The sequence below is a fragment of the Microbispora sp. GKU 823 genome, assembly GCF_002027145.1.
Taxonomy (GTDB): domain Bacteria; phylum Actinomycetota; class Actinomycetes; order Streptosporangiales; family Streptosporangiaceae; genus Microbispora; species Microbispora siamensis.
Window position 1 is genome coordinate 24,950 of the sequence record NZ_MWJN01000024.1, and the last position, 16,266, is coordinate 41,215.

The 16,266-nt window shown below is 72.0% G+C and carries 21 protein-coding genes and 1 pseudogene; 15 read left to right on the plus strand and 7 right to left on the minus strand.

Features of this window, described 5'->3' with window-relative positions; genetic code table 11:
• The 6 genes from B1L11_RS50850 (at window position 1) to B1L11_RS15225 (ending at window position 4,080) form a co-directional block, all read left to right on the plus strand.
• Window positions 1–204, plus strand: coding sequence for an amidohydrolase family protein (locus B1L11_RS50850; protein WP_256862559.1), 204 nt, complete (start codon window positions 1–3; stop codon window positions 202–204).
• A gap of 14 nt (window positions 205–218) precedes the next feature.
• Window positions 219–875, plus strand: coding sequence for a transporter substrate-binding domain-containing protein (locus B1L11_RS15210; protein WP_256862560.1), 657 nt, complete (start codon window positions 219–221; stop codon window positions 873–875).
• A 23-nt stretch (window positions 876–898) separates the two neighbouring features.
• Window positions 899–1,180 carry a hypothetical protein gene (locus B1L11_RS50855; RefSeq protein WP_372974676.1) on the plus strand — a complete coding sequence of 94 codons (282 nt, stop codon included), beginning with the start codon at window positions 899–901 and terminating at the stop codon, window positions 1,178–1,180.
• A 1-nt stretch (window position 1,181) separates the two neighbouring features.
• Window positions 1,182–2,090 (plus strand): amino acid ABC transporter permease, encoded by a 909-nt coding sequence (locus tag B1L11_RS15215; RefSeq protein WP_079315087.1) that lies wholly within the window; start codon window positions 1,182–1,184, stop codon window positions 2,088–2,090.
• A complete protein-coding gene (locus tag B1L11_RS15220; RefSeq protein WP_306291659.1) occupies window positions 2,087–2,887 on the plus strand; it encodes an amino acid ABC transporter ATP-binding protein in 801 nt (266 codons plus the stop codon). The genes B1L11_RS15215 and B1L11_RS15220 overlap by 4 nt, the downstream gene beginning before the upstream one ends.
• Before the next feature lie 176 nt (window positions 2,888–3,063).
• Window positions 3,064–4,080, plus strand: coding sequence for a TIGR00374 family protein (locus B1L11_RS15225; protein WP_079315088.1), 1,017 nt, complete (start codon window positions 3,064–3,066; stop codon window positions 4,078–4,080).
• A gap of 3 nt (window positions 4,081–4,083) precedes the next feature.
• Here B1L11_RS15225 and B1L11_RS15230 read toward each other — a convergent pair whose 3' ends face one another.
• On the minus strand, window positions 4,084–4,725 hold the full coding sequence (locus B1L11_RS15230) for a TetR/AcrR family transcriptional regulator (protein ID WP_079315089.1): 642 nt from the start codon (window positions 4,723–4,725) through the stop codon (window positions 4,084–4,086).
• 45 nt (window positions 4,726–4,770) lie between these two features.
• A complete protein-coding gene (locus B1L11_RS15235; protein ID WP_179155160.1) occupies window positions 4,771–5,253 on the minus strand; it encodes a DUF1707 domain-containing protein in 483 nt (160 codons plus the stop codon).
• 170 nt (window positions 5,254–5,423) lie between these two features.
• On the opposite strand from B1L11_RS15235, the gene B1L11_RS15240 reads away from it, so the two are divergent.
• Window positions 5,424–6,113: a TetR/AcrR family transcriptional regulator gene (locus B1L11_RS15240; protein WP_179155161.1), complete on the plus strand. Its 690-nt coding sequence runs from the start codon at window positions 5,424–5,426 to the stop codon at window positions 6,111–6,113.
• A gap of 36 nt (window positions 6,114–6,149) precedes the next feature.
• A complete protein-coding gene (locus tag B1L11_RS15245) occupies window positions 6,150–6,566 on the plus strand; it encodes a hypothetical protein (protein WP_079315092.1) in 417 nt (138 codons plus the stop codon).
• Between the two features lie 123 nt (window positions 6,567–6,689).
• Here B1L11_RS15245 and B1L11_RS15250 read toward each other — a convergent pair whose 3' ends face one another.
• On the minus strand, window positions 6,690–7,049 hold the full coding sequence (locus B1L11_RS15250; protein WP_079315093.1) for a VOC family protein: 360 nt from the start codon (window positions 7,047–7,049) through the stop codon (window positions 6,690–6,692).
• A gap of 62 nt (window positions 7,050–7,111) precedes the next feature.
• Between B1L11_RS15250 and B1L11_RS15255 the strand changes: the two genes are divergently transcribed.
• The 4 genes from B1L11_RS15255 to B1L11_RS15270 all read left to right on the plus strand — a co-directional run bounded on the left by B1L11_RS15255 (window position 7,112) and on the right by B1L11_RS15270 (window position 9,953).
• The gene (locus B1L11_RS15255; RefSeq protein WP_079315094.1) at window positions 7,112–7,582 is read left to right on the plus strand and encodes a MarR family winged helix-turn-helix transcriptional regulator; all 471 of its coding nucleotides are present in this window, start codon (window positions 7,112–7,114) and stop codon (window positions 7,580–7,582) included.
• Between the two features lie 196 nt (window positions 7,583–7,778).
• Window positions 7,779–8,006 (plus strand): hypothetical protein, encoded by a 228-nt coding sequence (locus B1L11_RS15260; RefSeq protein ID WP_079315095.1) that lies wholly within the window; start codon window positions 7,779–7,781, stop codon window positions 8,004–8,006.
• A gap of 389 nt (window positions 8,007–8,395) precedes the next feature.
• Window positions 8,396–8,794: a MerR family transcriptional regulator gene (locus B1L11_RS15265; RefSeq protein ID WP_079315096.1), complete on the plus strand. Its 399-nt coding sequence runs from the start codon at window positions 8,396–8,398 to the stop codon at window positions 8,792–8,794.
• 148 nt (window positions 8,795–8,942) lie between these two features.
• On the plus strand, window positions 8,943–9,953 hold the full coding sequence (locus B1L11_RS15270) for a hypothetical protein (protein WP_079315097.1): 1,011 nt from the start codon (window positions 8,943–8,945) through the stop codon (window positions 9,951–9,953).
• Here the strand turns inward: B1L11_RS15270 and B1L11_RS15275 are convergent, their stop codons facing one another.
• Window positions 9,954–13,235, minus strand: a complete 3,282-nt coding sequence (locus tag B1L11_RS15275) for a BTAD domain-containing putative transcriptional regulator (RefSeq protein ID WP_079315098.1) — start codon at window positions 13,233–13,235, stop codon at window positions 9,954–9,956.
• A 100-nt stretch (window positions 13,236–13,335) separates the two neighbouring features.
• Here B1L11_RS15275 and B1L11_RS15280 point away from each other — a divergent pair, with 100 nt between their 5' ends.
• From B1L11_RS15280 to B1L11_RS15290, 3 genes are all read left to right on the plus strand, one after another.
• A complete protein-coding gene (locus tag B1L11_RS15280; RefSeq protein ID WP_143737290.1) occupies window positions 13,336–13,593 on the plus strand; it encodes a hypothetical protein in 258 nt (85 codons plus the stop codon).
• Entirely contained in the window at window positions 13,590–14,183 is a 594-nt protein-coding gene (locus B1L11_RS15285; RefSeq protein ID WP_079315100.1) for a hypothetical protein, read from the plus strand. Before B1L11_RS15280 ends, B1L11_RS15285 begins: the two co-directional genes overlap by 4 nt.
• A gap of 94 nt (window positions 14,184–14,277) precedes the next feature.
• The gene (locus B1L11_RS15290) at window positions 14,278–14,796 is read left to right on the plus strand and encodes an ATP-binding protein (RefSeq protein ID WP_143737291.1); all 519 of its coding nucleotides are present in this window, start codon (window positions 14,278–14,280) and stop codon (window positions 14,794–14,796) included.
• A gap of 21 nt (window positions 14,797–14,817) precedes the next feature.
• Here the strand turns inward: B1L11_RS15290 and B1L11_RS48310 are convergent, their stop codons facing one another.
• From B1L11_RS48310 to B1L11_RS15300, 3 genes and pseudogenes are all read right to left on the minus strand, one after another.
• A complete protein-coding gene (locus tag B1L11_RS48310) occupies window positions 14,818–15,255 on the minus strand; it encodes a helix-turn-helix transcriptional regulator (protein ID WP_218671139.1) in 438 nt (145 codons plus the stop codon).
• A gap of 64 nt (window positions 15,256–15,319) precedes the next feature.
• Window positions 15,320–15,799 (minus strand): annotated as a pseudogene (locus tag B1L11_RS54840) (hypothetical protein); the annotation flags it as partial.
• A 108-nt stretch (window positions 15,800–15,907) separates the two neighbouring features.
• Window positions 15,908–16,225, minus strand: coding sequence for a hypothetical protein (locus B1L11_RS15300; RefSeq protein WP_143737292.1), 318 nt, complete (start codon window positions 16,223–16,225; stop codon window positions 15,908–15,910).
• Window positions 16,226–16,266: the final 41 nt, after the last annotated feature.

Genomic DNA, 16,266 nt, shown 5'->3' on the forward strand with positions numbered 1-16,266 from the left:
ATGGCCGAGGCCGTCACCGCCCACACCCTGGGCGCGGCCTACGCCGCGGGCGAGGAGGAACGCAAGGGCGTCCTCGCGCCCGGCAGACTCGCCGATTTCATCGCGGTGGACACCGACCCCTACCTGGAGTCGCCCGAGGCGGTGCTGCGCACCAAGGTTCTGACCACCGTCGTCGGCGGCGAGGTCCGCTGGCGGCGAATCTGAAGGAGCACCCCCCTTTGAACACCCGGATCCTCACCATGCTCGCCGTCGGCGGGCTGCTCACCGCGACCGCCGCCTGCGGTGCCCAGTCCCTGGACGCCGGAGACTCCGGCGACTCCGGCGCGGCGGCCTCGGCGCCGGCCGTCGTCCTCGACCAGGCCCCCGCCGAGGAGAAGGCGGCCGACGTCATCAACGCCATCACCCCCGACCAGGAGCTCGCGGCCAAGGCACCGGCGAGCCTGAAGTCCGGCGGCCTCAAGGTGGTCTCCTCGATCGGCTACCCGCCCATGGAGCTGTACGCGAGCGACGGCAAGACGCCGATCGGTTTCGACCCCGCGCTGGCGCGTGCCATCGCGAGGAAGCTCGGCGTCAAGGTGACCATCACCGACGAGGAGTTCAACTCGCAGATCCCCGGTGTGCTCACCGGCCGCTACGACTTCGTCATCTCCTCGATGAGCGACACGCCCGAACGGCAGGGCCAGGTCACGTTCGTCGACTACGTGCAGGCCGGCGCCGCGCTGCTGGTCAAGAAGGGCAACCCGGCGGGCATCACCGGGCCCGGGGACCTGTGCGGCAAGACGGTCTCCGTCGTCGACAACGGCTCCTCGATGGAGCTGGCGAGAGCTACGACGCCGCCTGCAAGAAGGACGGCAAGCCCGCCGCGGACATCCTGAAGTTCCCCGGCGACACGGAAGCCATGCTCCAGGTGAGCAACGGCCGCGCGCAGGCGAGCGTCACCGACTACGTGGTCGCCGCGTACAAGGCGGCCGACCCCAAGCTCGCCATGGAGGCGATCAGCCTCGACGGGACCGCGAGCCCCTGGGGGATCGGGATGAAGCCGGACAACAAGCAGCTCATCGACTCCGTCAAGGGCGCGCTCGACTCCCTCATCAAGAGCGGGGAGTACGGCAGGCTGCTCAAGGCGTGGAACCTGGACGCCCTGGCCGTCGAGTCGGCCGTGGTCAACGGCGGTAAGTGACGTGCGCACCGAACCGATCGCCGACGGGTCCGGCACGCCGGTCCCCGTCGCGCGCACCTGGCACTGGGGCCGCTGGCTCGCCGCGGCCGTCGCGCTCGTGGTCGCCGGCTGGCTGGCCTACCTGGTGGTGGTCAACCCGCGCCTGGACTGGGGCAAGGTCGCCGAGTATCTGTTCAACGAGCGGATCCTGTCCGGCGTCTGGGTCACCATCGAGATCTCCGTGCTGGCGACGGCACTCGGGCTGGTGCTCGGCGTCCTGGTCGCGGTCATGCGCCTCGCGCACAACCCGGTGCTGAGCGGGCTGGCCACGTTCTACATCTGGTTCTTCCGCGGCACGCCGGTGCTGGTGCAGCTCATCTTCTGGTACAACCTGGCGTTCCTCTTCCCCGAGCTGGTGCTCAAGATCCCGTTCACGATGATCGGGCTCAAGTGGGACACCAACCAGGTGATGACCGGCTTCACCTCGGCCATGCTGGGGCTGGGATTGAACCTGGCGGCGTACTTCGCCGAGACCGTGCGCGCCGGGATCCAGGCGGTGGACCGGGGCCAGACCGAGGCGGCGTACGCGCTGGGCATGACGCCGGCCAAGCGGATGCGGGTCATCGTGCTGCCGCAGGCGCTGCGCATCATCATCCCGCCGACCGGCAACGAGTTCATCTCCATGCTGAAGACCACCTCCCTGGTGTACGTCGTCGCCGGGCACGACCTGATGACCAACGCCAGCCAGATCTACAAGGCGAACAACCGGATCATGGAGCTGCTGATCGTGGCGAGCGTCTGGTACATGGTCATGACCGCCGTGGCGACCTTCCTGCAGGGGCGGCTGGAACGCCGCTTCGGCTCCGACGCCGTACGGCTGGTGCGCGGCGGCGGGGTCGCGGCCCGGGTCCTGCCGAAGGTGGCCGCGTGAACGCCGGGACGGCCCCCGTGGTGGTGGCGACGGACGTACGGATGGGCTACGGCGGCGTGCAGGTGCTCAACGGGGTGGACTTCACCGTGGCCTCCGGCGAGGTGAGCTGCATAATCGGGCCGTCGGGCTCGGGCAAGTCCACGTTCCTGCGGTGCCTCAACGGCCTGGAGCCGGTGCTGGGCGGCAGCCTGCGCGTGCTCGGGGAGGAGGTCGGCCACACGCTGCGGGACGGCAGGTATCACCCCTGGACGCCCAAGCAGTTCGCCGCCTTCCGCAGGAACATCGGCATGGTGTTCCAGCGATTCAACCTGTTCGCCCACCAGAGCGCGCTGGAGAACGTCGCCTGCGGCCCCGTCCACGTGCTGGGCACGCCGCCGGACCGGGCTCGTACGCTGGCGATGGAGCACCTGGATCGCGTGGGCCTGGCCGACCACGCGCACAAGAGGCCCCACCAGCTGTCGGGCGGTCAGCAGCAGCGGGTGGCCATCGCCCGGGCGCTGGCGATGAACCCGGCGCTGATGCTGTTCGACGAGCCGACCTCCGCCCTCGACCCCGAGTTGGTGGACGAGGTGCTCGAGGTCATGAAGGGCCTGGCCGCCGAGGGAATGACGATGATCGTGGTGACCCACGAGATCGCCTTCGCCCGCGAGGTCGGCGACCGGCTGGCCTTCTTCGCCGACGGCGTGGTCGTCGAAGAGGGCCGCCCCCGCGAGGTGCTCGCCGCCCCGGAGCACGAGCGCACGCGCGCGTTCCTGTCCAGCGTTCTCGGCGCCCAGGAGGGCCCCTCCACGAAGTGAGCGAGGGCCACGTGATCGTGGCCGGGCGGAGGTCCGGGCGCAGGCGGCGGGCGTCGCGAGGCCGTTCGGCAGCCGGGGGATCCTCTCCGTTCCGGGGAAAAGCGCGCTGCTAACCTAAGTCAGTCACTTGATTTAAATACGCGCACCCACCCCGACCGCGCACCGGAGACCCGCGCATGTCCCCTACCTCCGTCGCTCACGCGAGAACGGCGCGCAGGCTCAGAAGCGCCGCCGCCGTCGGCGTGGCCGGAGTGGCGCTGTTCGCCCTCAGGGACAGGGTCCCCGACCCGGACGCGGTCTGGGCTTCGGTCCGGAGGGTGAACCCGGGATGGCTGGCCGTCGCCGTGCTCGCCGAGGGCCTCTCGATGAGGCTCTTCGCGGGGCTGCTGCGCCGCCTGCTCAGGAGCGGCGGCATCAGGCTCACCCGGCCGCGCTCGATGGCCGTCACGTACGCACGCAACGCCGTGTCCGGCTCCCTGCCCGCCGGACCGGTGCTCTCGGTCGCCTTCACCATCCGTGAGCTCGGCCGGCTCGGCGCGTCGAAACCGCTGTCGGTCGCGACACTCGTGCTCAGCGCGGTGTACTCGACCGCCACCTTCGCCGTGCTGGGGCTGGTCGCGCTGCTGAGCGGCGACGCGACCCGGGTTCCCGCGCTGATCGCGCTGGCCGCCGTCGTGGTGGCCGTCCTCGCACTGGTCCGGCTGTGCCGGCGGCCCGGCGGACGTCGTTCCGGCGCCTCCCGCCGCATCCTCGCGGCCAGGGACGCGATCAGGCCGACCGGCAGGGACCGGCTGGTCCTCGCCGTCCTGGCGCTGGCCAACTGGCTTCTCGACGTGGCCTGCCTGGCCGCCGTGTGCGCGGCGGCGGGGGTCGGGCTGGGGCCGCACACCGTGCTGCTCGGCTACGTGGCGGGCAAGATCGCGGCGACGATCGCCGTCATCCCCGGCGGGCTCGGCGTCACCGAGCTCGGCATGGCCGCCACCTTCGTCGGAGCGGGTGTCACCGGCAGCGTGGCGGCGGCCGTCGTCACGCTCTACCGGCTGATCTCGTACTGGGCCGTGATCGCCGTCGGCTGGGTCTCCTGGCTGCTGCTCCGCGACGGGGTCCAGGCCCGGCTGGCCGCGGCCGGGCGGTGGCTGCTCGGCGTAATCGGCCGCGGTGAGGACGAGGCGGACGTGCGCCCGGCGGGGTGAAGCTCACGAGTCGCCGGAGACGGGTGCCAGCCACAGCCCGACGAGCGCGTCGATCAGCCCGGTCGCCGTGTCGCGCCAGCTCGATCTGGGCGTGGGGGCGCCTTCGGCGAGGGCGCGCTCGCGTTCCGCGCACACGTGCGTGATCAGCTGGCGCGCCATGTCGCTGCGCTCCGCCCGGACCTCGGCGGGCAGTTCGGGCAGACAGCGGATGAAGCCGTCCATCGCCCGTCGCAGCGAGGCGTGCGTCTCTTCGGCGATGACCGCGCGCAGCGAGGGATCGGTCACCACCTGGGCGATGAAGCGGGCGTACCAGGTCGGGTTGCCCTGGGCGGCCAGATGCTCGGTGACCGGGCGGACCAGGCAGGCCACCCAGTCGCGTACGTCGGCGGAGTCGCCGATGTCGGCCAGCATCTGCTCGCGTATCCGGTCGACCGGCTCGGCGTGCCTGCGCGCGATCGCGCGTACGAGATCCGCCTTGGTGCCGAAGTGGTAGCCGACCGCGGCGTTGTTGCCCTGCCCCGCGGCCTCGCTGACCTGGCGGTTGGACACGGCGAACACCCCGTGCTCGGCGAACAGCCGCTCCGCCGCCGACAGAATCCGCTCGCGGGTCACGCTGACCCGTTCGGCTCGCAACTTACCGGTCATCCTCACCAGCGCACCGGAATCGATGCGGTAAGTCAAGCAATTGATTTAGAACGTCTCCCGGCGCTCGCGGGCGCGGGTCGCCAGGGTCACGGGTATGGCGTGGCCCAGCACTCCGACGCCCCAGCCCAGGATCGGCCAGATCGGCCACGGATACCAGAAGTCCGTCGCCCGCCCGACGACCAGCCAGACGACCACCATGAGAAGCGAGGTGCCGGCATAGACGCCGGCGTGGATGCGCACTCCGAGCCTGGCCGCCCTGGCCTTGCGGGCCCGGCGCCGCGCCCGGTCCCTCGACGTACGCAGCTTGGGCGGCAGGTCGTCGAGGAGGGCGTCGAGCTCGGTGCGGTGCCGCGCTCGCGCGGCGACGTCCAGGCGCTCGTCGAACTCCTCTTTGGTCAGGTAGCCGGCGCCGAACGCGTCGCCGAGCAGCTCCACGGCACGGTCACGCTCGGCGGCGCCGACCCGGGGCGCGGCGGCCGGGGCGCCGGCGGGCCTGGAGTCCAGCGCGGTGCCGGAGTCGATGCTCAAGGGGGCCTCCAGGGGATCGGGCGGACGATGACCGCGCGAATACAGGTAACAGGAGCGTCGCATAGACGCGTTCGCTAATGCAAGACGCTACAGTTAACAGGTGACAACACACGATGGGAGACAGACCGATGGAGGCGTCCTCGACGGCCAGTCCTTCACGACGCCAGAGGGTGCGTGACGCGACGCTGCGCGAACTGATCTCGGTGAGCCGCGAGATCCTGACGACCCAAGGTGTCGAAGCGCTGACGATCCGGGCGGTCGCCCGGGAGATGGGGATGACCCCGCCCGGGGTCTACCGCTACTTCGACAGCCACCGCGCCCTCCTCGACGCGGTCATCGTGGCGATCCTGGACGAGCTCACCGAGTTCGTCGCCGCCAGGGTCGGCGAGGTGGACGAGGCGGACACGGCGGGCAGGCTCGTCGTCGCCAGCAGGGCGTTGCGGCGCTGGGGGGTCGACCACCCCCGGGAGTTCCACCTCTCCCTGGTCGTGTCGCCGCCGGAGGAGGAGAGCCAGGCGGTCGTCCGGAGGCGAGGCCAGGTGGGCAGGCTGTTCGGAGACATCTTCGCCGGAGTCTGGCGGGACTACGGCCGCACCTCCTCCGCTCCCTGGCTCCGCGAGCCGCGGATCGAGCCGCTGGCCGAGCGGCTCGTCCAGATCCTGGAGATCACGATGCCCTCCACCACCGCCGCGACCGCCTTCACCCGCTGCTGGATGCGGCTCTACGGAATGGTCTGCCTGGAGTCGCTCGGCCTTCCGCGGATCATCGGCGACGAGGCGGGCGATCTGTTCGAGGCGGAGCTGGCCGACCTCGCGCGGGCACTCGGCCTTCCCGAAGCCGCCTTGAACAGCGGTCGCTGACGTCCCCCCCACCACCGTCCCCACCAGGAGTGCCCAATGACCCCTCTGCAGCTCGGTCAGCCGACCCAGTTGATCGCCGGAGCCGTCCTGCTGACCGTCGTGACCATCGAGTTCGGCGGGTGGTTCCTCACCCGGATCGTCCGCGGCGCGGTGCCGATGACGCCCTTCCAGCAGACGTTCGCCCGCGCCGGGCACGCGCACGCGGGGGTGCTGGTCACCCTCGGGCTGGTGTGCCTCCTTTTCGTCGACGCCACCGGCCTCGACGGCGTCGCACTGTGGACCGCCCGGCTCGGCGTGCCGGCCGCCGCCGCGCTGATGTCCGCCGGGTTCTTCCTGTCGTCCCTCGGACGGGACGTGACCCGGCCGAACCGGCTGATCATCCTGCTCTGGCTCGGCGCGCTCTGCCTGGCGGCGGGCGTGCTGACCCTCGGCATCGGCCTGCTGACGAGCTGACCGGGCACACCGGCTGTGCATGAGACCGCTTTCCAGGGGTAGGCGAGAGCGGGAGAGTGCGCTACGGGGCCCGTGCGGGACGGCGGCGGACAGGTCATCCGTCACGTCCCGCACGGGCCTCGCTCACCTGTCGTGGACCGTGACCGCGTACCCGTCGGGGTCGCTGAAGGAGAACGTCCGGCCGAACGGCCCGTCGACCGGATCGGACAGGATCGGCACCCCCGCCGCGGCGAGCTCGTCATGGAGCCGCTGGGCGTCGTCCGTCTTGAACCACAGCGCCACCCCGAGGCCCGGACGCGGGACCGACTCCAGGTCGACGCCGGGCAGCGGCTCGCGTACCGCGAACGGGATGGGCTCGGTGGCGAACACCACGGCGTGCGGCGGCCCGGCCGGGTTACGCCGCAGCCCGAGGCGCTTCTCGTAGAACGCCGCCGCCGCCTCCAGATCGCGCACCTGCAACGCCACGAAATCCACTCCGGTCATGGTGACGACCGACCTTCCTATGTCAGGGGTTTGACATTAGGACCCTATGTCAGACTGTTGACATGAGGCAAGTGAGCAATGGCGCGGACCTCGGCCGCCTGGTGGGCTACCAGTTGAAGAGGGTCCAGGCGGCCCTGCGCTCGGCCATGGACGCCGCGCTGCGCCCCCACGACCTGACCACTCCGCAGTACGCCTGCCTGGAACTGCTCGACCAGCGGCCGGGGCTGTCCAACGCCGAACTGGCCAGGGGCGCCTTCGTCACCCGCCAGTCGATGAACGTGTTGCTCCGCAATCTCGAGGACGCCGGGCTGGTCGAGCGACCGGCGTCCGCGCCGCAGGGCAGAGCCCTGCCCACCACGCTGACGGCGGAGGGCAGAGCTCGGCTCGTCGCCGCGCGGGGCGACGTGCTCGAGATCGAACAGCGGATGACCGCCCACCTGGACGCGGAGCAGGCCGACCTCCTGCTTGGCCACCTGGAGCGGATGACGGACGCCTTGGACCCCCGCCCTCGGGATTCACCTAATCTGACGTGAGAGTAGGGTGATTCCGGTCACGTGGCTCTCCCGGCCGACGCGCAGCCGTCCCGCGACATCCCCGCGCCCCGCGTCGTGGCCGCCGGGAGGCCAGGGATCCGGGCGGCCTCGCCGCTCGCGACAGCCGTCGCGCGCGGCGGATTTCTCCGCGGCGGGTCCGGCCACACGAGAGACCGCACGTGGAAGAGGGAGGACGATGTCCGTCTACCGCGTCAGGATGTACAGCGGGTTTCAGCGCACCCTCACCGCCGACCGCGTCGTCGTCAACGGCGACAACATCTGTTTCGAGCGGAGCAGGAACGGGTCCTGGGTGGCGGCGCTCCAACTGCCGACCCAACTGGTCACCCGGGTCCGCCGGCGGTGCGTCCAGCCGGACGGCACGGTGACGTGGAACGTCGAGAGACCGGGGCCCAGCACCTACTGACCTCGAGCGCCCGCTCCCGGCCGCCAATGGTTATTGCTCTATAACCTTCCGTGAGAGTAGAGTCTGCCCCGCTTGCGGTGGGACTCCGCTTCGCCGCGTGCTCGCCCATCGCAGGCGTCAACGCCACCGGACGGCCCGCCTGGCCCTTCCCCCTCGCCGGGCGCGCCGTCGCGGTGGGAGCATGCGCTGCCGCCTGGCTCCGCCGGGGTGAGCCCTGAGCCTTATGCTTGTCCTCCCCTCCAGCCGGACTCCCGGACGAGAGGTATCGTCGCCGAAGAGTTCCAGGGAGCTGTTCTGCGAAACCCTGCCCTCACGTGAGGGTAGGCCGCGAGTGGTGACGGTACCCGCACGGGCGCGGTGACCACGGGGTAGGAAAGGTGAGCGGAGCGATGCCTGAAGGTCGGGTGCAGATCGGCGAGGTCGCCGAGCGGCTCGGGCTGTCCCTGCGCACCATCCGCCATTACGAGGAGGTCGGCCTGGTCGTGCCCGCCCGCACGCAGGGCGGCTTCCGGCTCTACAGCGAGGAGGACGTGCAGCGCCTGGCGCTGATCAGGCGGATGAAACCGCTGGGGTTCACGCTGGAGGAGATGCGCGACCTGCTGGAGATCACCGACCGGCTCGCCCGCGGTGACGACGACCCCGGCCTGCTCACCCGGCTGCAGCTGTTCGAGAAGACGGTGGCCGAACGCGCCGACAGACTGCGCGAGCAACTCGCGATGGCCAGGGAGTTCGCCGAGCAGCTCCGCCGCCAGCGGATGAACGGCCCGAAGGCCGTGTCAGCCCGCTGATCTGTTCCTCCCCGTCAGCCCGCTGACCTGTGTCTCCCCGTCAGCCCGCTGACCTGTCTCCCCCGTGCCCAAGTCCGTCCCAAGTGCCGGCTAAGCCCTGGCGCCTAATTTCACCGGCGTAAGGAATTCCGCAGCGAGGGAGCTTGGGATGTCCCTGTCGCCCACGTCCGGCACGGCCGGGCGCACGAACTGGCCCGCCGAGATCCTGCCGGTGATCGAGAACGCGCTGACCTGCGAGTACGCCTCGCTCACCCGCGCCGGCGCGCCGATCACCTGGCCTGTGGGGCCCTACGTCGCCGAGGACGGCCGTACGGTCGACGTCTCGACGGGCCTGACCTATCCGTCCAAGGCGGAGCGGGCCAGACGCGACCCCAGGGTCGCCCTGCTGTTCTCCGACCCCACGGGGTCACCCGTCTCCGATCCTCCCGTCGTGCTCGTCCAGGGCCTGGCCACCGTGCGGGACGCGGACCTGCAGGCCAACACCGATCTCTATCTGCGGCGGACGCTGGCGAAGTATCCGCAGGCGGTCGCGCGGCAGCCGTGGTTCCTCCTGCGGCGCCAGGCCTGGTACTGGGCGAGGATATGGATCGGGGTCACTCCGCTGCGCGTGCTGTGGTGGCCGCACGGGCGGCTCGACGCGCCTCCTCTGCACTGGGAGGCGGCGCCGGAGGTGACCGCGCCGCCGTCGGACCCCGCCCCCACCGGAGCCGGCGCTCCGGGATGGCTGCAGCCGCCCGCCGACTGGCGCCTGCGCGCCGACTACGCCGTCCGCCTCGGCGACCCCGTGCTGACCGTGACCGGCGAGGACGGCTGGCCCCTGCCGCTGCGTTCGCTGGGCGCGACCCGCGTGGACGACGGCTTCCTCGTACGGACCGGCCCGCCCGGCGTCCTGGCGCGGGGACGGGCCTGCCTGACCTTCCACACCCACGGCGCCGACATGAGCGGCCAGGACAACGTCGTGCTGGTCGGCGAGGCCACGCCCCTGCCCGACGGGGTCCACGTGGGGGTCGAGCGCGCGCTGGCCGACTTCAGCCTCAGCGGGAGCCGCTTCGGACAGGTGCGGAAGATGATGCGGACCGCTCGCGGCCTGGCACCGCGACTCGAACGGGAGGCCGCGCGGCGCGGGCAGCCCGTTCCCGTGCTCCGGCGTCCCGGCTGATCACAGGCGTGCGAGCGCGTCACGAGCCGCCTTCTCCCAGTGAGGAGAGCCGACCTGCCGGGCGACCTGTGCCGCACGGCCGTAGTGTCCCGTCGCGGCCTCGGATCTGCCGAGGAAGACGGCGAGGTCGCCGAGCGTGTGGGCCACCGGGCCGAAGGTGACCGACGCGGTGCTCATCCCGGCCATCTCCCCCTCCACGGGGAGGAGCTGGTGGTAGCACTCTGCGGCCGCCTCGCGCTCCGCCAACGCGATCGCGGTCGCCGACCGCGCCGCCATCATGCCCACCCAGGAGAAGTCACGGCGCGGGAGGGCCGCCGGCCACACGGCCCTGGCCTCCTCCAGGCGGCCGGCCGCCACGAGCGCGCGGGCGTACAGCTCTACGACCTCCTGCGGGATCCGCTCCCACACCGGGGCGAGCGCCTCCACGCACTCGTCGAAGCGTCCGGCCGCGAGACGGACCGCGAAACAGCCCACGGCGCCCATGAGGGACGATATCGACGCCCCCGACTCCGCCATCCGCTTGCCCAGCGTCGTGTACGCCTCCTCGGCCTGCTCGAACTCTCCCCGCAGGAGCAGATGCAGGGCGTCGAGGAACGCGAGGATGCCGAGGGCGTGGCCGAGCTGGCCGCTCGTCGAGTGCTCCGCCGCCTGGTCGGCGTGGTGCCGGGCGCCGGCCCAGTCGTTTCGGCTCAGCGCGACCATGCAGAGCGCCGCGTGGCCGAGCGTCTGGTAGCCGAGCAGCCCGGCCGACGAGGAGATCCGGAGCAACTCGTGCCCCAGTCCTTCCAGCTCCTCGCGCCTGTCGGGGGCCTGGCAGGCCCAGTAGCGGGCGTTCAGCGCCATGCACAGCAGGTGCGGGTCGCCGATGCCGCGGGCGATGGCGACCGCCTCCGTGCTCGCCGTCTCCACCCGGGCGGCGTCGTGTCCCTCGACGGCGTGGCACAGCGTGACCAGCAGAAGGCAGCGCAGCTCGCCCGTCTCCCGGGGGAGGGCGTCCTCGACGGCGTGCACCAGATCGCGATCGAGCCTCCGCTCCGGCTGGATGGTCCAGATGACGGGCGCGTCGAAGGCCACCGCGGCCCGGGCGACGGCCTTCGGATCGGCGGTTCTCCGGGCGACGGTCAGCGCCTTCGCCCGGGCGTCGAGCGCCCTCTCCACCTCACCGGCGTGCGCCAGCGCCGACACCAGGCGGCACATCAAGTCGAGTCGCAGCGCCTCGGGCGGGTCGGGCGCGAGATCGAGCGCACCCAGCGCGCCGTCCAGGAAGGCCGCCGCGTCCCGGTGGGCGTACAGGGCGGACGCCTGGGCCGCCGCACGCGACGCGTACTCCGCCGCGGCCGGCGCGGTGGCGGTGGTCGCGGCGGCGAGGGCGTGGTGCCCCAGGGCTCCGACGTCCCCGGGCCGCACGGTCTCCAGGGCCGTCACGACCTTGCGGTGCATCCGGGCGCGCCGCAGCCGGGGAATGTCCTCGTAGAGGGTCTCGCGGACCAGCACGTGGGCGAAGCGGACCCGGCCCGGCCGGGGCTCCTCGAGCAGCCCGGCCAGCACCCCCGCCTCCAGCCCGTCGAGCACGGTCTCCTCGTCGCCTCCCGGCATCGCGATGAGCACGTCGGCGTCGACCTCCCTGCCGAGCACCGCGGCGTTGCGCAACGTCACCTGGACCGCGCCGGGGAGGCGGGCGACCCGCCGCCGGATCAGGTCCCGCACCCCGGGCGGCAGCACGTTCACCGCGGAGGGGCCGTCGATCGCGAGCAGCCGCGCCGTCTCGCTCACGAACAACGGGTTGCCGCCGGTGCGCTCGCTGACCTTCCGCGCGGTCGCCCGATCCACGTCCATGCCGGACCGCTCGGTGAGCAGCCGGGCGACCTCGTCCGGTGCGAGACCGCTCAGCTCCAGGTTCTCCACCGTCTGGACGGCGAGGGCGGCAGCGGTCGCCATCAGGTCGGCGCCCGACTCCCCGGGCCGGTGCGTGAGCAGGACGAGGACGGGTGTCGCGGCCAGCCGTACGGCCAGATGGCGCAGCAGCTGAAGGGTCTCCTCGTCGGCCCTGTGGACGTCCTCCAGCACGATCAGCAGCGGCCCCGGCACGCCGTCCACGTAGTCGCCCACGGCCCTGGCCAGCCAGAACTGGCCGACCGGCGCGGCGTCGTCGGTCAGCAGCGGCGCCAGCCGCGCGGCGGTCTCCGGCGGGGGCGGCGTGGTCGCCGCGAGATCGCGCAGCACCTCGCTCCACGCCCACGCGGGCGGCACCCCGCCCGTCGTCTCCGGGCACCGGCCGACGACGGTCCGCCAGCCCCGCGCCGACAGGTGCCCCACCAGGGCGTCGGCCAGGGTGCTCTTGCCCAGCCCGGCCTCCCCGCCGAGCCACGCGACCCGGAACCCCTCCCCGGCCTGCTCAGCGGCGGCGACCAGGCGGGACAGCTCCCTCGTACGGCCGACCATCCTGCCGGGAGCCGGCGGGCGCGGCCGGTCGGGCGGCACGACCAGCGGCGTGGGCGCGGGCTCCCGGACGATCAGGTCGAGCGAGGGGGCCTGGGCGAGGATGTCCGCCTCCAGGCTCCGCAGCGCGGGCCCGGGATCCACGCCGAGCTCATCCGCCAGCAGGGCCCGGGTGCGGCGCAGGACCGCCAGGGCGTCTCCCTGACGGCCGGCGCGGTAGTACGAGAGCGCGAGCAACCGGACCGCGTTCTCCCGCAGCGGCTGGGCGGCGACGTGCCGTTCCAGCTCGGGGACCAGTTCGGCGTGGCGGCCGAGCGCCAGGCCCGCCTCGGCGCGGTATTCGATCGCGACCGCCCGCAGCTCCAGCAGGTGGCCCACCTCGGGCACGGCCCACTCCTGGTCGGCGAACTCCGCGTACGCCTGGCCGGTCCACAAAGACAGCGCCTCACTGATCGTGTCGAAGGCGCCGGCGGGATCGCGCCGGGCGAGGAGGCCGGCGGCGGCGTCGACCAGTTTGGGGAAGCGCCAGGCGTCCACGTCCTCGGTGTCGAGTGCGAGGCGATATCCGGGCGGCGCGCTCACCAGCACGCGGGCGGCGGACCGCGGCGCGCGATCGGGCTCAAGGACGCGGCGCAGATTCGAGACGTACACCTGGAGCGCGCCGAGCGCCTTCGGCGGCGGCTGGCCCTTCCACAGGTCGTCGATGAACCGGTCGGTGGACACGATGTGCCCCTGTGCGCAGACCAGCCGGGCCATCACGGCCCGGTGGAGTGACGTGCCGAGCTCGACAGGGCGGCCCGCCACCTCCGCGCCGATGTGGCCCAACACCAGAACTCGCACCATAGCGGGTAAAGCATAGGTCTGTTTCCTTTTACGTCGACGGCTCATTAGGGTGAGCGCTCGATTCCCGATCGATTTCCTCCTCGATTTCCTGGATGACTCCGTGCGCCACTATCAGTGGGGTGTTCCCGCCCTGGTCGCCGCCGCCGGATATGGCGCGGTGGTCGCAGTCGCCGCCGCGGTCGCGACGGCCCGCGGCGACATCGGGTTCCTCTGGCGGTCGACCCTCTTCGCGGAGGTCAACGAGGACGTCACGGCCGTATGGCCGAACGCGCTCGTCCTCCTCGCGGCGGGCGGGCTGTGGGGGCTGGGCGCTGTGGCAGGGCCTGCGAGGCCCGGTCGCGGGGGCGACCGCCGGTGACGGACCGCGGTGTGCTGCGGTTGCGCGTGGCGTTTTACGCCGCGGCGGGGTCCTGGATGGTATGCGCGGTCGCACCGGCCTGGCCGTGGTGGGCGGTGGTGATCGACTCGCTGGTCATGTCGACGCTCGTGGTGCTGTTCCACCCGGTGCTGCGCCGCACCGTGGGGTTCACCGGGCTCGCCCTGGCCGCGGGCCTGCTGAGCAACACGAGCACTGCCGCCGTCGAGGTGTTCGACGTGCTCGACTGGCGCGAGGCGCGGCGAGTGGCCGACATGCCCGATCTCAGCGCCCTGGCGGGCCTGATCTGGACGGCACTGGTGTTTCTGACGCAGTGGCGGGACGGCCGCTGGCGGCGGGCGACCGTCGGGTACGGCATCGCCTCCCTGGTGGCGCCGCTCGTGCTCCTGCTGATGGCCGTCCCGCTGGAGATCGCCGGGATCTCCGGGGGCGTCTACGTCAGCGCGATCACGGCGACCGACGCCCTGTCAGTGATCTGGCTCGCCCGTTCGGCCCACGAACTCACCGACCCATCCGCCTCACCCGCCCCGATCGCCCCGGCCGGACCGCCGCCCGCACAGGCGTCCGGGTAATGGTTCGTTATGCGGATACCCGCCCTCGCCTTGGGGATAGCGAGCCTTCGTATGGCCTGCATAATCTGCGATAAGTGACGCTCTTTCCGACCGTATGACGCGCAGCGTACGGAGCGTCGGGGCGCTTCTCGACAAGAGTCCCCGCCCGCTGGTGACCAAGGAGCACGACACGATGAACTCGCAGACCATGGACCGCGCGGACGTCTGCACGCCCGAGGCGGTCGTTTCCGAATACACGTGTCCGGTGCCGCACACTCCTCAGGCGGTCGGCGACGTGCGACACCGTGCGCTCGGCGTGCTGACGGCCTGGGGTACGCCCGGGGCCGCCGCGCAGGAGGCCGTGCTGGTGATCTCCGAGATGGTGACCAACGCCGTACTCCACGCCCTGCCACCGGCCGAGCTCCGGCTCCTCCTCTGCTCGGAGGATGACCGCGACGTCATCCGGGTCGAGGTCACCGACGCCGGCGAGGCACCGGTGTGGCCGGGGACCGGGACATGCCCGGACGAGAGCGGGCGCGGCGCCCTCGTCGTCGACGCCCTCGCCCTCCGGCACGGCTCCCTGAGCCGTCCCTGCGGGACCACCACCTGGTGGGCGGACCTGCCGGCCCGCTGAGCCGGCCGTACGCCCGCGGGCTCAGCGGCGCAGGGTCTCCGACGGCGACTCCCCGAAACGCCGGCGGTAGGCGAGGGCGAACCGCCCGAGGTGGACGAACCCCCAGCGGTAGGCGACGTCGGTGACCGTGGTGGCGCCCGGATCCTGGACCGTGAGTTCGGCACGCACCCGATCGAGGCGCACCTCCCGCAGATAGCTCGTGGGCGTCGTCTCCAGCTGACGCCGGAACCCCTCCTGAAGCGCCCGCGCGCCGACGCCCACCGCCTCGGCGATCTCCTCCACCGTGAGCGGTTCCGCCGCCCGCGCCTCGATCAGGTCCACGGCCCGTTCCACCGCCGTCGGCGCGACGCGGGGCTGCCCGCCCGTCAGCGCATCGCTGTAGTTGCTGGGCTGGGCCAGCAGCAGCTGCGTCATCAGCAGCCCCTCCAGCTGCCTGAGTGCGATGGGCTGCTCCAGCATGGCGCCGCCGGTCTCCGCCTCCCGCCTGAGCAGGTCGACGACCGAGAGCCACGATCGGACGGGGGGGCCGGGTCAGGTCCATGCCGAGAGAGAAGGTGAGCGGCCTGCGCGGCGTGCGCCCCATGAGCTTGGCGAGGTGGGCTTCGAGCGCGGCACGGTCGAAGCGGGTGATCAGCGACGCGTGCCCGGGGGGCCACCGCATGCACATGGGCCGCGTCAGCGACAGTACGGCGGCGAGTTCCGGCGTCGCCGTGATCCGTTCGCGCCCGTGGGACACCTCCGCGGCGCCGGTCAGCGGCATCTCGACGAGCAGGTAGCTGTCCAGCGGCTGCGGCGTGATCAGCACCTCCGTGCCGTAGCCGAGGGAGTACAGCCCGATCCCGTCGAGCGTCACCCCGTTCATGCGGACGTCGAGCCGGCCCTCCGGATTCACCGGGCGCAGCCCGTGGTCGCCGAGGTCGTTCCCGACCCTCTTACGGGCCTCGTCGACGTCGTGCGTGTGCAGCCGCTGATGTGCGGCGAAAGGTAGCGAGTGTTCGGCCATTTTCGCCTCCCCAAGCGGGCAGGCCCCCCGTTCCCGCAGCTGGCGGGCGTGATACAAGCCTACGACCCTCCCGGCGGCACCTCGCCGGGTGAGGACCGGGCCGGACGATCAGATCAGGCGGCGGGAGACGATGCCGGTGCCGACATCGTGGCCGCACCAGAGGCGGAACCGTTCCCCGGGGCGCAGATACTCGACGGCGTCGTCGTCGGTGGTCGCGATGGTCACCACGTGCAGCCAGTCTCCGGGGGACAGCGGCTCCTCGTCGTCCGCGGTGATCGCCACCTGGAACGGCCGGCTGGGCCCCTCGCCGTGCTCCCCGGTGCCGGCGCAGACCACCAGCGACTGCGTGCGGAAGGGAAGTTCGTGCGGCAGACCGCCCTGGTCGGAGGGCAGGAGCGTGATCAGTGCCTTTGCTTGGACGGTCATCGAGACCACCGACTTTCACGCGTCAGTTGCACTGCGTTCTA

Coding starts and splice junctions, on each gene's coding strand:
- B1L11_RS15270 (WP_079315097.1), top strand. CDS start 8,943: ATGTCCCTGTCGCCCACGTCCGGCACGGCCGGGCGCACGAACTGGCCC.
- B1L11_RS15290 (WP_143737291.1), top strand. CDS start 14,278: ATGACGCGCAGCGTACGGAGCGTCGGGGCGCTTCTCGACAAGAGTCCC.
- B1L11_RS15250 (WP_079315093.1), bottom strand. CDS start 7,049: ATGACCGGAGTGGATTTCGTGGCGTTGCAGGTGCGCGATCTGGAGGCG.
- B1L11_RS15230 (WP_079315089.1), bottom strand. CDS start 4,725: ATGACCGGTAAGTTGCGAGCCGAACGGGTCAGCGTGACCCGCGAGCGG.
- B1L11_RS15225 (WP_079315088.1), top strand. CDS start 3,064: ATGTCCCCTACCTCCGTCGCTCACGCGAGAACGGCGCGCAGGCTCAGA.
- B1L11_RS15260 (WP_079315095.1), top strand. CDS start 7,779: ATGTCCGTCTACCGCGTCAGGATGTACAGCGGGTTTCAGCGCACCCTC.
- B1L11_RS50850 (WP_256862559.1), top strand. CDS start 1: ATGGCCGAGGCCGTCACCGCCCACACCCTGGGCGCGGCCTACGCCGCG.
- B1L11_RS50855 (WP_372974676.1), top strand. CDS start 899: ATGCTCCAGGTGAGCAACGGCCGCGCGCAGGCGAGCGTCACCGACTAC.
- B1L11_RS15275 (WP_079315098.1), bottom strand. CDS start 13,235: ATGGTGCGAGTTCTGGTGTTGGGCCACATCGGCGCGGAGGTGGCGGGC.
- B1L11_RS15255 (WP_079315094.1), top strand. CDS start 7,112: ATGAGGCAAGTGAGCAATGGCGCGGACCTCGGCCGCCTGGTGGGCTAC.
- B1L11_RS15300 (WP_143737292.1), bottom strand. CDS start 16,225: ATGACCGTCCAAGCAAAGGCACTGATCACGCTCCTGCCCTCCGACCAG.
- B1L11_RS15265 (WP_079315096.1), top strand. CDS start 8,396: ATGCCTGAAGGTCGGGTGCAGATCGGCGAGGTCGCCGAGCGGCTCGGG.
- B1L11_RS48310 (WP_218671139.1), bottom strand. CDS start 15,255: ATGCTGGAGCAGCCCATCGCACTCAGGCAGCTGGAGGGGCTGCTGATG.
- B1L11_RS15245 (WP_079315092.1), top strand. CDS start 6,150: ATGACCCCTCTGCAGCTCGGTCAGCCGACCCAGTTGATCGCCGGAGCC.